A 13403-nucleotide genomic window follows, 5' to 3' on the forward strand; every position below is an offset into this window, starting at 1 on the left:
TCACGACTTTCTAATAGAATCTTGCGGATAGTGCGCACGCGCACCTCCAATTAATTTTGGACGACTAGCCAACGCCGTTACGTGGGCATGACCAATCTCTCTCAAAAGAGGGCGAATCGGAACCTGAACATGCTTGACATGCATGCCAATTGCAGTGTCTCCGATATCCAATCCAGCATGAGCCTTGATAAATTCAACCTCGACTGGATCCTGCATAAACTTGAAGGCTGCCAACTGACCTGAACCTCCTGCATGGAGAGTAGGAAGGACACTGACTATTTCCAAACCAAACTGTTCTGCCAACTGACGTTCAACAACGAGGGCCCGATTGACATGTTCACAACCTTGAACGGCTAGATGAATTCCTTTTTCCTCTAGGATATCTAGGATGGTCTTCACAATGATTTCCCCAATTTCTTGGCTGGATTCCTTACCAATCTGACCACCTATCACCTCACTAGAAGAAAGGCCCAAAACAAAGATGGATCCCTGCTTCAAATTGGCCTTTTCCAATACATCTTCTACAATCTGGCTTGTTTCTCTTTGAATGTCTTTTTCCTTCATACTTGATACCTCTTTTGTCATTATCTATCATATCGTTTTTTCTTGTTTTTAGCAAGATAGACAAACTAGAAAGCTTTCTCAATTACGCATAAAACTCCCAGAATTGACTGGGAGTTAGCTAGTTTCTATTCTATTTATGTATATTTCAACCGTCGTTCCTTTGTCGGGAGCAGAATCAATCTTCATCTGGTAATTGTCTCCAAAATGAAGTTTGAGTCGTTGGTTGACATTTTGAAGGCCAACTCCCCCACGTTTAAGGTTACTCTGACTACTATCGCCAGGATTTTGGAAGCCAACGCCATTATCCTCAATACGGATGACCAATCCTGAATCCTGTTTCCGAACAGAAACTCTAATATGTCCCTGACTTTCCTTCTCCTTAATGCCATGGTAAAGAGCATTTTCTACCAGAGGTTGTAGCACCAGTTTAGGCAAGACTAGCTTATCAAAGACAGGATTTTCAGCAATTTCATATTCCAGCTTATCTCCATAACGCTGTTTCTGGATAAAAAGATACTGGCGAACATGGTTGATTTCGTCAGATAGGCAAATCAAATCCTTGCCTTGATTGAGCGCCAAGCGGAAATATGTTGCCAAGGACTTGGTCACCTGAACTACTCGCTGACTATCCTGAAATTCTGCCATCCAGATGATGGTGTCCAAGGTATTATAGAGGAAATGGGGGTTAATCTGACTGGACAGTGCCTGAAGTTCATACTGACGGGTTGTTTCTTCCTGCCTGCGAATAGCTACCATCAGCTGATCAATCTGATCCAACATGGCATTGAACTGACGAGTCACTTCTCTCAGTTCATGGGCACCAGTTTCCTTGGCACGAAGATTCTGATTACCAGAAGCAATCTCCAGCATGGTTTCTCTCAAATCCTTCAAAGGAGCAATCCAGCGTTTGAGACTAAACCACACCAAGCAGAGACAGGCAAGAAGAGAGGTGACACTAGCTCCAAGCAAGGTCCACATGAGTTGACTCCTAACCTTGTCTAACTTCTCCAGCGAGGACACGCCAAGCACCGTCCAATCAGTTCCAGCAATCCTTTCCTGACTGACGTAGGATTTGTGATCTGGAGTATAGCCCTGCCCTGTCTCAATATAGGGTTTCATAGCCTCCATTTCGCTAGACGAACTATAAACTGTGTGTTGAGGATGATAAACAAATTCATGGTTTTCATTGATGATAAAGGCAAAGCCCTGATGACCCAACTGAAGTTGGTTAAGATAGGCTTCCAGAGTTTCATAAGAAATATCCAAACGAAGTACACCCAGATTGGCTCCCTTTGCATCAAGAAGTTCTTGAGTGATAGAAATAACCCACTGACTATCTGATTTACGAGCTGGTGTCAAAACTGGTTTAGCCCCCTGATGAATGGCCTTTTGGTACCAATCCTCAGCCATCATATCAGAAGAAGTTTTCATTTGCACACTGTCATCTGTAGAAATGACCTGACCTGATTTGGTGACCAATACAACAGCTTTCAAGTCCTGATCTGCCTTCAAGATGGTCAAAAACAAATCTCGAATTCCCTTGACCTTGTCTTGACTGGGATTCTCAGCATAGGCTAGGACATTCGTCTGCTGGGTCAAACTAGTCGAGGTGGTTTCTAATTTTTTGATATAAGACTGGATAAAGTGGCTAGTCTGACTGATAGTTGTTTGACTATTGCCCTCAATGCTAGCCTCAACGGCCGAGGAACTAGATTGATAGTAGAAAGTCCCAACCAGAGCCAGGAGGATGAGAAAGACCAGAAAGATGGAAATAACCATTCTGACTAGGAGAGAAGAACGTTTCATCGACCTTCTCCCTTCTTAAACTGACGAGGTGTCACACCTGCAATCTGTTTAAAGCGTTGGGTAAAATAGTTCATATCTTCAAAACCAACCTTTTCGGCTATCTCATAAATCTTTAAATCTGTAGTCAAGAGTAAGAGTTTGGCTTGTTTGACACGCTCTCGTACCAGATAATCCTGAAAAGGCAGGCCCAGCTCTTTCTTAATCAAAGAACTCAGATAAGTCGGACTAAAGCCCAAGTCACTGGCCAAAGACTTCAAACTAAACTGGCTATCAGCCAGATGGGACTGGATTTTCTGGGCCATGTTTCCTTCAAACTTATCGGTCAATAAATCTTGTAACTGCTCTTCTTTCTCTTCCTTATCCAGCTTTTGCTTGATTTTACCCAGCATTTCCTCAATGTCCTGACGAGAAAAGGGCTTAAGCAAGTAGTCATCCACACCGAGTTTGACAGCAGACAAGGCATAATCAAAATCATCGTAGCCCGTCAAAAAAACTAGATGAACCTGAGGATAGGTTTCTCGGACCAGACTGGCCAACTGGATGCCATTTAGCTGAGGCATGTTGATATCGGTTAAAATAATATCTGGCACCTGCTTTTGGATCAAGTCCCAAGCCTGTCTTCCATTTTCAGCCTGACCAATGATTTCCATATCGTAGGCTGCTACATTGACCAGCTTGGTCAAACCTTGTCTTACCAGATATTCATCTTCTACGATTAAGATTGTATAGGTCATGCCCTGCTCCTTTATCACTTACTAGTATCAGTATAGCAAAATTCTCCTCTAACTGCTTAGGAAAGACTTCTTATACTCAATGAAAATCAAAGAGCAAACTAGGAAGCTAGCCACAGACTGTACTTGAGTACGGCAAGGCGACGCTGACGTGGTTTGAAGAGATTTTCGAAGAGTATTAATCGACATAATCTAGTAAATATGCATAACCTTTTTCTTCCATTTGGTCTTTGGGAATAAATCGGATAGAGAGACTATTAATACAGTAGCGCAAGCCACCCTTGTCCTGTGGACCGTCCGTAAAGACATGGCCAAGGTGAGAATCTCCAACTCGGCTTCTCACTTCCATGCGCGTCATATTGTAAGACTTGTCTTCTTTGTAGGTGGCAACATCTGGACTGATTGGTTGGGTGAAACTAGGCCAACCACAACCAGACTCAAACTTGTCCTTTGATGAAAAGAGGGGTTCGCCAGTTGCCACATCCACATAGATACCAGATTCAAATTTATCCCAGTAGCGGTTTGAAAAAGCCCGTTCTGTTTGATTTTTCTGGGTAACTGCATACTCCTCAGGCGACAAGGTCTTTTTCAATTCTTCATCACTTGGCTTAGGATATTTGCTGGCATCGATGACGGGATAGGCAGCCTGATTGACATTGATATGGCAGTAGCCATTTGGATTTTTCTTGAGGTAGTCTTGGTGATAGTCCTCAGCCACCACAAAATTCTTCAAGGGCTCCTTTTCAACCGCCAAAGGTTGGTCGTATTTCTTAGCCACCTCATCAAAGACTTGGTTGATTACTTCCAAATCCTTGTCATCTGTGTAATAAACACCAGTACGATACTGGGTTCCCACATCATTTCCTTGTTTATTTTTACTGGTTGAATTGATAATGCGGAAGTAATGAAGCAGGATTTCCTTGAGGGAAATTTGCTTGGCATCATAGGTGACATGGACAGTCTCCGCATGTCCTGTTTGGTTAATCAATTCGTACTTGGTTGTTTCCCCTCTACCATTTGCATAGCCTGATACGGCATCTGTCACACCGGGAACGCGTGAGAAATATTCCTCAACTCCCCAGAAACAACCTCCAGCCAGATAAATTTCGTGCAAGTCTGCATCTTTACTCACTTCTGTTTTTTTCACTGTTTTTCCTCCTTGGCTAACTGATGCTTTCTCAATTTGCGAGCTATCTGTCTGCCCTGCATTTCGCATCAATAGAAAATAGAAACCGCTTATGGCTAGGAAAAAAATCCCTGACAAGACAAACAATTTTACTTTATCATTCATGACCTTTCTCTACTCCATTTCTTTCAATGTCTTTAAAATCATATCCTTATCCATAAAACCTGGTTGCGTTTTGACCAGTTTTCCTTCCTTGTCTATAAAAGCTTGAGTTGGGTAAGAACGGACACCATAACTTTCCAAAAGTTTGCCTGACGGGTCAATTAGAACTGGGAAATGTTTATAATCCAAGCCCTTGTACCAGTTCTTAAAGTCCGCTTCTGCTTGTTCCCCCTTGTGTCCAGGAGAAACCACTGTCAAGACCACATAGTCATCACCAGCATCCTTAGCAATTTCATCTGTATCTGGAAGACTGGCTAGACAGATGAAACACCAAGAAGCCCAGAATTTAAGATAGACTTTCTTTCCCTTATAATCAGACAAGCGGTAAGTCTTGCCATCTACTCCTGTCAGTTCGAAATCAGCAACTGCCTGACCCTTGGTGGCAGTTTGTACACTGACTTGTTCTGTTTTTGTTTGCTCCTTCATAGTAGCTTCGTCTGACATATTTTTAGCCGAACAGGCTGCCAAACAACAGATTGAGCCTACTCCAAGGAGACATGTTTGCCATTTTTTCATTTCTTTTTCCTCTCTATTCAAATAATGTAGTCAAAATGGAAGCATTTCCCAAAAGCACCAAGATTCCCATCACGATAATGAGCAAACCACCCACTTTTTTGAGGGTCCCGAGGTAGGGATGGAGTTTTCGGAAATGTTTCAAAACAGAGCTGGAGACAAGAGCTAGAAGCAAAAAAGGAAATCCCTGCTATAAAGGCCTGAGTTCGCAATAAACTAACAACTGAGATTGAAAATTTGCCGCTAGAAGCCTGAGCACCATCTTTAGCATACAACAAGATCCCTCCATAGACCGGTAACAAGGGTAAGATACAAGGAGAAAAGAAGGAAAGAATTCCAGCAAGAAAAACACTGATAAAAAAGATTATATTATCCATTGCCTTCCTCCATTCTTTGATTTTATAGGACTATTATAGTCCTAAAACTCCAGAAAAAACAGGGACAATGATAGGGAAAAATAGGAATTTAATCAGGTTATGTAAAAAATGTTGCAAAAAAAGCCAGACACAGTCTGACTTTGATGGAAACAGAAAAGAAAATTCACTAGTCTTCCCTGTTTATCTGATAATAAATAAGATCTGCAAGATAGCCTTTTCTCTCTACACCATTGGTAATAGTCTTTAGATAGGACATTCCAGCCTTCTCCATGACACGACCTGAAGCTGGATTGAGACTGGCATAACGTGCCTTGACTTCTTGAAAACCTGCTTGAGTAAAACAAAAGTCCAAGACAGCTTTCAAGGCCTCTGTCATCATCCCATGTCCCCAGTAAGCCTTGCCTAGCACATAGCCAATTTCACAAGAAGAATCATTCTCATCTATTGCAACGATGCTGATATCTCCTATCACCTGCTCCGGGTTTCCTTTGAGACAAATGGCCCATTTGTAATAGTTGGGATTTGTATAGGAGGCAACCCAATTACGAATCGAGTTTCGAGTCACATCGACATCAGGATGGGGATCCCAAGTGACGTAGGTTAGATTCTCAGTAGACGAAGCCCAATTCTGAAACATGGCTTCTGCATCACTTTCCACAAATCTTCGCAAGATTAAACGATCCGTCTGTAATATTTGCGTACCGAGTGCTTTCATGATACTACCTCACTTTCTAATAGATGATTCTCTGTCCAATCTCCATTGAAACTTATTTTGCTTTGGAATCTCAAGGTAATAAGCTAAAAAGGTCCACCGGACCTTACTCGCTTACTTGTTTCCATGCTCAGGGTAAAAGGACTAAACTCAGCAACAGCTAGAAAACAAGTTTTTCATCTAGTTCCTTGACGCAGTCGCTGTCTGGTTTGAAATGCGCTCTAGCAAGTTTTTTCAAACCTAGTCATCGTTGCGGGGATGAGACGACGAAATCGAACTCTGTGAGTTACCTTACCTTCTCTCACTTTCTTATTTCAAGGTGAGAGGCTGAAAACCTCCACTGGAGGTTCCTCATTTTCTTATTTCTAAACTCGGGGTAAAAAGGTCCACCGGACCTTTTTACTCCCAAAAGTCATCGAATACGGTGATGGGTAGGTGGCGTTTGTGTTGGCCTTTGTGCCACCAGTTTTCGATGATTGCTTGGGCTTCTGGGCTGATTGTTTTACCTTCTAGGTAGTCGTCAATCTCTTCATAAGTGACTCCGAGAGCCACTTCATCAGCTAGACCTGGTTTGTCTTCTTCTAGGTCTGCTGTTGGGATTTTTTCATAAAGGGCTGGGTCTGCACCAAGTTCCTGTAAGAGTTGTTTTCCTTGACGTTTATTAAGACGGTAAAGAGGGAGAATATCCGCACCACCGTCACCAAACTTGGTAAAGAAACCTGTGATATTTTCCGAGGCGTGGTCTGTTCCAATGACCGCTCCGCTATAGGAACCAGCAAGGGCATATTGGGCAATCATACGGCAACGTGCCTTGATATTGCCCTTGTTAAAATCTGAAACAGGACTACCTGCCGCTTCAACTGCAGCTGTCATAGCATCAGCTGATTCCTTAATGTTGACGACTAAACTGACATCAGGCTGGATAAATGCTAGGGATTTTTGAGCATCTGCTTCATCGGCTTGTACTCCATAAGGCAGGCGGACAGCGATAAATTTGTAGCTATCATCCCCTGTCTCTGCTCGCAGTTCTTCCATGGCCAGTTGAGCCAATCGTCCTGCTAAGGTTGAGTCTTGTCCTCCAGAAATTCCTAGTACAAAAGTTTTTAGGAAGGGATGTTTTTTCAGATATCTCTTTAAGAAATCAATAGAACGACGAATTTCTTCCTGGGCATCAATCACCGGTTTGACACCCAGCTCTTGGATAATCGTTTCTTGCAAACTCATTCTTCTTCTCCTTCACCGAGGGCTTCCTTGCGCATCTTATCAATCAAGTCCATCTTGTCTTGCCATACATCACGCGCCAAATCCACTGGATAGTGCTGCGGATTGAGTACGCGCTTATACTCATCCCAAAGCTTGTCAAATTCCTTACGAGCATAATCCTGAATCTCAGTCAAGCTAGGAAGGTTGTAAATCAATTTTCCGTCTTTGAAGATATCCACTAAGAGAGGAACAGCGTCAAAATTACGAACCGTCTTCTTGATGTAAGTATAGGTCGGATGGAACATCTTGATTTCTGTCATGCTGGCAACATCTACGCCATCATAGGTAATGTAGTCGCCTTCTGACTTACCTTTTTCACGACTGGTAATGCGCCACACCTGCTTCTTGCCTGGCGTAGACACTTTCTCTGCATTATTAGACAGCTTAATCGTATTGCGCATGTTCCCATTTTCATCTTCGATGGCAACAATCTTGTAAACTGCACCAAGAGCTGGCTGGTCATAGGCTGTAATCAGCTTGGTACCCACGCCCCAGACATCAATCTTGGCCTTTTGCATCTTGAGGTTGAGGATAGTATTTTCGTCCAAATCATTAGAAGCATAAATCTTAGCCTCTGTAAATCCAGCCTCGTCCAGTTGCTGACGAACTTTCTTGGAAATGTAGGCAATATCCCCAGAGTCAATCCGCACACCCATAAAGTTAATCTGGTCACCCAGCTCACGCGCCACCTGAATGGCAGCTGGTACACCGATACGAAGGGTGTCATAGGTATCCACAAGAAAAACGCAATTTTTATGGGTCGCAGCGTAAGCCTTAAAAGCCTCATAGTCGTTACCATAAACCTGCACCAAGGAATGGGCGTGGGTCCCCAAGACAGGAATGTCAAAGAGTTTACCAGCACGCACGTTGCTGGTTCCATTGGCTCCACCAATCACCGCCGCGCGTGTTCCCCAGATGGCCGCATCCATTTCTTGAGCCCGACGTGTCCCAAACTCCATTAAAGGTTCATCTTCAATGACTGAACGAATACGAGCTGCCTTAGTCGCCACCAAGGTCTGGTAGTTGACGATGTTCAAAAGAGCCGTTTCGACCAATTGACATTGGGCTAGAGGACCTTCCACCTGCACAATAGGCTCATTAGCAAATACCAAATCCCCTTCTTGGGCAGAACGAACGGTCAATTCCAACTTGAAATTGCGGAGGTAGTCCAAGAATGCACCATGATAACCAAGCGACTCCAAATAGGCAATATCACTATCTGAAAAACGCAAGTCTTCAAGATAATTCACAATTCTTTCCAAACCAGCAAAAACCGCATAGCCATTCTTAAAAGGCTGTTGGCGGAAATACACCTCAAAAACCGCCTTCTTATTGTGAATACCTTGGTCAAAGTAAACCTGCATCATATTAATCTGGTACAAGTCCGTGTGCAATGTCAAACTATCATCTGGATACATACTTTTCCTACTTCCTTAGCTAGAAATACATAAAAATTTTCAAGAACTTTCATGTATTCCAATAAATTAGTACTATTATATCACATTTTAGCTGGATTGAGAAAAGAGTAACAAGCTATTCACCACTCTCCAGTTCATCCATGTCTTGTTCAAATTTTTTCTGAGCCCATTCGCCATAGCTCTTCAGACCAAGATTGCCAATAAAGACCCAAGGAAGGTAAATGACATAAGTAATTGCCCAAGCAGATAGGTATTTAACGTTCAAAGGATTGTGCTGATAAATTTCTATGTTGAATTGATAATTCTGTAACATCAAAAGAGCCGTAATAGCCAAGGTTAGGAAAAAACAACCCAAAATCGTAAAATGAAAACGACTATAGTAGGTCACTCCCAGGTAACGGGCACGATTAAAAAAGAAGAAAATTCCTACTATCAGAGTATAGACTAGAAAATTCGGATTAAACAGAGAGGGAGCTAATACAGCCACCAAATAGCTTAGAAGTACAAGCCCAATGAAGAGGGTAAAAGACTCTGCACCAGCTTTATTGATTAGTTGTTCTTCTCTTTCGTCAAGTAATTGATAATGAATGAATTTATTTACCATCTTCTGCCTCCCAAAATAGTTGGTCTAGGGTTTTCCCTAAACATCTGCAAATAGACTGGCAGAGTGAGAGACTGGGATTGTATTTCCCCGCCTCTATCAAACCAATAGTCTGGCGCGTCACCCCAACAGCCTCTGCCAGTTGACCTTGTGTTAAATCAAGCTCTACACGAGCTAATTTTAATTTTAAATTTTTAGCCACCTGCGTCCTCCTTATAGTTTTAATACTCATCTACTCTTAAAAAATCCAAAACCAACACAAGCTGTCAGCTATTTATTATAACCTCATTAATTAGCACTCCAATATTATCTTCAGCCTAAAATCAGTATGTTGGATTGTTTGAAATAAACTTTCTAGTTTGCTATTTGATTTTTTGTTTAGTATTAGCTTTAGTAGAATCTTTTAAACGAGTTTTGATTACTTGTATTTCTTGTTTAGTTTAGTTGCTTTCATATCACTATTATATAATGCTTTTGGAAATGAGTCTAGCATAAGGCAAAAACGTGTACACTGCAAGAGCAGGGGCATAGCAAGATGACTGATTTTTTGCTGGATTTTAAGTCTGCAAAATAATACTAAACGAAACTAAAATGAATACTCCTTGCTTTTCTTGAGAGTGAAAAAATACAATAAAATGATTGTAGTGATTACCACAAGATACTGACTAATAGACATCGTATTTGAAGCAACAAATACAGGTAAGGAATAAAAAGGAAGAAGTTCAATTGCTTTGATAAACAAATCATTACTAGTATTCATCATAATCGTATTTAATATATTAGGGACAAAGAGTAGTAAAGCTACTAAAATACCAAATACCAAGCCACTTTTCAATTTGTATAAATAGAAAATGTAAGATAATAGAAAATAAAATAGGACTAACAAAATTGTATTGACTACAATGGTTGCTATAAAATCTAATCCTAAAGCACCTGGAACACCCAATTTACTTACGATGACTAGTAAAACAATACCATTCAAAGCATAAATAATGGAAACTGAGATGGCATATAGAAAATTGGACAAGACGTAAATCATCCGATTTTTCTGTTGATTATAAAATAAACTGATCGTATTGTGGGAAAAATCCCTGCTAATAATTCGGTTAGCATGTATAACAGCCATTAACATACCGAGCATGGCATAAAAATTTGAAATATGCTTAATACCAAGTGATGTCCCTTGAGTCTTTAAAATAAAGAATGTAACCAGTAGCGGCGGTATAAACGAGATAATCAATCCGAGATATATTACGCCTGATGAATATAAATCTCTTATATTTTCCTTAAGAAAATTCAATTTATTTAATTTCATGATTATAACCTTCCTTTATTTTGAACGATTTAGATAAATATCTTTAAGCGTCTCTTTTTTAGTTTCAAAATCAACTACTTTAATAGAATTTTCGTTAAAAAATTTAAAAAGCTCACTACTTTGAATATTCCCAGACATAGTAATTTTCAGTTCCTCTTCCTGAACAATATCCCCAAATTCTTGTTTGGTAATGAAAATGTCTTTATCTGTAGCTGATGAAAAAGCTATCTCAAACAAGCAATTATGACTATCTTTTCCTACTTTTTGGAATGTCAAAAGCCCGTTCTCCAAGAAAAGGACCCTCTCACAAATTTCTTCAATATCTTCTAATTTATGACTCGATATTAAAATTCCCACATTTTCATGTAAAGCTAAATTTTTTAGAACCGCTAAAACTATTTGTGACGATTCAATATCTAAACCATTAGTCGGTTCATCTAAAATCAATATATCAGGTTCCGTAACGAGAGTTAAAAGCAAAGCTAATTTTTGTTTTGTACCCAAAGAATAGGTCTTTACTTTTTTATTAATAGACTGAGTCAAATCTAACTCTTGAATCAAACTTCCAAACCTTTCTTGATTGTAGTCAACACCATATAAATTTGCCAGATATTTTAAATTCTCTAAACCTGTTTTGGATAAAAATAATTTTGGTTCTTCGATTAAATACCCAACATTATCACTACTTATAATATTCCCTGAAGTCGGTTGATTATTTTGAACTAGAATTTTCATCAATGTACTCTTACCAACTCCATTTCTCCCTACTAGACCAACAATTTCACCCTTGTTAAGTGCAAAATTTATATCTTTGAGAATAGTTGAATGACCATAATGCTTACTTACATTTATAACTTCCATTTTTTATTCCTCCATTAATATTCTTGGTTTTCTCTTTGATTCTCATTAATTTTAAAAAGTTGCGCCTCTTTTCAACATTATTATATCATATATCTAACTTAATGCAATATATAAATGTCATTTTGTAAAATTTTATTAACAAAAACTCTCTAGCAAAAAAGATAGAGAGTTTTTAGTTTAAATATAGGATTTTAAAATTTCGACAACATCGCTTCTTTTCTTAACCTAATAGACCTTGATGCCCAATTTCTCAGCTGCGATTGGATTTTCCTCAATATCGTCTAGAAAGACACAATTTGTAGGATTTAACTAGTATTTATCGAGAATCCCCTTCATACTTATGTCAAGAACCCCTCTTTGCCTTATACTTTCATATTCTACTTACAAATCCTTTTGGTAATAAAATCTTTGCCCTGTGTAGGGATAGTCTTGCAAAGCAAAGACTTCCTTGTAACCATGTTTCTGATAAAAGTCTGGCGCCTGGAACTGGTAAGTATTGACAAAGGAAAAACAACAGTTTCGATTCTTAGCTTCACTTTCTGCCTGCTGCAATAGTTTTGAACCGATTCCTTGCCCTCGCAATTCCTCTTTTACAAACAAATACTCAATTTGCAACCAATTTCCAAAAGTCTCTGCTACTAAGCCTGCCAGAAGATTGCCCATCTCATCTTCAACATAAAGATTCAATGGCTCACTTTCAGCCTCTTCTCTTTTGGAACGGTTATAAACACGAATCAGATTCCCTATTTCTTGTGATTTATGGGATTCCTTATTTTCCAATCTAAAGTACATCTAAACCTCCTCGAAAACAACGCATAATATCAAGGTTTTCCAATACCTGATACTATGCGTTGTTCTGATTTTAAAGACTTTTTTCCAACCTCTAGATTTTTGCTTTTCTTCAATCCACTACAATTGACAAAAATCCTACTTATTGATTGGTATTATACCCATTCACCATTTGCATTTACAGTATATCCATCTACTGTTGTGTCAACTGCTAAAGCTCCTGAACTGTAGGCATAGTACCATTTACCAGAAACTGTAAACCATCCTGTTTTCATAGCGCCTGAACTGTTCAAATAGTACCATGTTCCATTTGTTCATTCATTTTTCTAACTCTTGCTATCTCTGATTTCTATCATCAATCAATGAAAACATTCTTATGAGTGTCTAAGAATGGACTTCCTGCATAACATCTCTTGCTAGAACATTCGTTACGCAGGAAATCTATCTTTTAAGGACGCCTTATCTTAAAGCTTTAAAACACTTGTTTCTCGACTTTTGATATTTCCAATATTTCAACCAAAACTTTTTTAATCCATTTTTCAACTAAGATTCTTCTTCTTTTCTTTTGCCAACATATAGGCTTAGTAAAATACCGCTTCCTAGAAGAATTGATAGATGATCTGTTGCTGTACCTGTTTTAGGTAATTCTCCATGAGGATGCTCATTAACTGTAATAGAGATTTCTGGATTATTTATCGGTTGATTTGGTGTAGAAACTTCTGATGTAGGTACACCCGGATTTGGTGTTGTTCCTGGTGTTGGTGCGCCTGGGTTTGGTGTCGTTGAACTTCCTGGCGTTGGTGCGCCTGGGTTTGGTGTCGTTGAACCTCCTGGTGTTGGTGCGCCTGGGTTTGGTGTCGTTGAACCTCCTGGCGTTGGTGCGCCTGGGTTTGGTGTCGTTGAATTCTCTGGCGTATTAGGTATTTCTCCAGTATATTCCGATTTTTCATGTACTTCAGGCATCCCTGGGATTCCACCATTAAATTCTGGTAGTTCATGAACTGGTGGTTCCGGCATTTTAGGGACTCCTCCTGAATTTGGATTTGGTGGCGTTGAACCTCCTGGCGTTGGTGCACCTGGGTTTGGTGTCGTTGAACCTCCTGGT

Annotated in this window: 14 protein-coding genes and 2 pseudogenes; all 16 read right to left on the reverse strand. The window is 40.0% G+C overall.

The window, feature by feature from the left end; all coding sequences use genetic code 11:
• Positions 1-564 carry a TIGR01440 family protein gene (locus RWO85_RS05565; RefSeq protein ID WP_314414551.1) on the reverse strand — a complete coding sequence of 188 codons (564 nt, stop codon included), beginning with the start codon at positions 562-564 and terminating at the stop codon, positions 1-3.
• Positions 565-678: 114 nt separating this feature from the next.
• Positions 679-2370 carry a sensor histidine kinase gene (locus RWO85_RS05570; protein WP_314414553.1) on the reverse strand — a complete coding sequence of 564 codons (1692 nt, stop codon included), beginning with the start codon at positions 2368-2370 and terminating at the stop codon, positions 679-681.
• Positions 2367-3104, reverse strand: a complete 738-nt coding sequence (locus tag RWO85_RS05575; RefSeq protein ID WP_049539829.1) for a response regulator transcription factor — start codon at positions 3102-3104, stop codon at positions 2367-2369. Before RWO85_RS05575 ends, RWO85_RS05570 begins: the two co-directional genes overlap by 4 nt.
• Positions 3105-3279: 175 nt before the next feature.
• Positions 3280-4392: a peptide-methionine (R)-S-oxide reductase MsrB gene (gene msrB, locus RWO85_RS05580; protein ID WP_314414555.1), complete on the reverse strand. Its 1113-nt coding sequence runs from the start codon at positions 4390-4392 to the stop codon at positions 3280-3282.
• A 9-nt stretch (positions 4393-4401) separates the two neighbouring features.
• The gene (locus tag RWO85_RS05585) at positions 4402-4965 is read right to left on the reverse strand and encodes a redoxin domain-containing protein (protein ID WP_314414557.1); all 564 of its coding nucleotides are present in this window, start codon (positions 4963-4965) and stop codon (positions 4402-4404) included.
• Positions 4966-4978: 13 nt separating this feature from the next.
• Positions 4979-5339: pseudogene (locus RWO85_RS05590) on the reverse strand (cytochrome c biogenesis protein CcdA).
• A 166-nt stretch (positions 5340-5505) separates the two neighbouring features.
• Entirely contained in the window at positions 5506-6054 is a 549-nt protein-coding gene (locus tag RWO85_RS05595) for a GNAT family N-acetyltransferase (RefSeq protein WP_314414559.1), read from the reverse strand.
• 396 nt (positions 6055-6450) lie between these two features.
• Positions 6451-7275 carry an ammonia-dependent NAD(+) synthetase gene (gene nadE / locus RWO85_RS05600; RefSeq protein WP_314414562.1) on the reverse strand — a complete coding sequence of 275 codons (825 nt, stop codon included), beginning with the start codon at positions 7273-7275 and terminating at the stop codon, positions 6451-6453.
• Positions 7272-8732, reverse strand: coding sequence for a nicotinate phosphoribosyltransferase (locus RWO85_RS05605; protein ID WP_314414564.1), 1461 nt, complete (start codon positions 8730-8732; stop codon positions 7272-7274). The genes nadE and RWO85_RS05605 overlap by 4 nt, the downstream gene beginning before the upstream one ends.
• Positions 8733-8847: 115 nt before the next feature.
• Positions 8848-9336 carry a DUF6773 family protein gene (locus RWO85_RS05610; RefSeq protein WP_000247411.1) on the reverse strand — a complete coding sequence of 163 codons (489 nt, stop codon included), beginning with the start codon at positions 9334-9336 and terminating at the stop codon, positions 8848-8850.
• Positions 9326-9535: a helix-turn-helix transcriptional regulator gene (locus RWO85_RS05615; protein WP_314414565.1), complete on the reverse strand. Its 210-nt coding sequence runs from the start codon at positions 9533-9535 to the stop codon at positions 9326-9328. The genes RWO85_RS05610 and RWO85_RS05615 overlap by 11 nt, the downstream gene beginning before the upstream one ends.
• Positions 9536-9919: 384 nt before the next feature.
• A complete protein-coding gene (locus tag RWO85_RS05620; protein ID WP_314414567.1) occupies positions 9920-10648 on the reverse strand; it encodes a hypothetical protein in 729 nt (242 codons plus the stop codon).
• A gap of 15 nt (positions 10649-10663) precedes the next feature.
• Positions 10664-11509 carry an ABC transporter ATP-binding protein gene (locus tag RWO85_RS05625; protein WP_399553589.1) on the reverse strand — a complete coding sequence of 282 codons (846 nt, stop codon included), beginning with the start codon at positions 11507-11509 and terminating at the stop codon, positions 10664-10666.
• 381 nt (positions 11510-11890) lie between these two features.
• The gene (locus tag RWO85_RS05630) at positions 11891-12289 is read right to left on the reverse strand and encodes a GNAT family N-acetyltransferase (RefSeq protein WP_314414573.1); all 399 of its coding nucleotides are present in this window, start codon (positions 12287-12289) and stop codon (positions 11891-11893) included.
• A gap of 164 nt (positions 12290-12453) precedes the next feature.
• Positions 12454-12609: pseudogene (locus RWO85_RS05635) on the reverse strand (hypothetical protein); the annotation flags it as partial.
• A 232-nt stretch (positions 12610-12841) separates the two neighbouring features.
• The coding region (locus RWO85_RS05640) for an LPXTG cell wall anchor domain-containing protein (protein WP_314414569.1) at positions 12842-13403 on the reverse strand (562 nt) is incomplete at its 5' end.

It is taken from the genome of uncultured Streptococcus sp. (genome assembly GCF_963521865.1).
In the GTDB taxonomy this organism is placed as follows: domain Bacteria; phylum Bacillota; class Bacilli; order Lactobacillales; family Streptococcaceae; genus Streptococcus.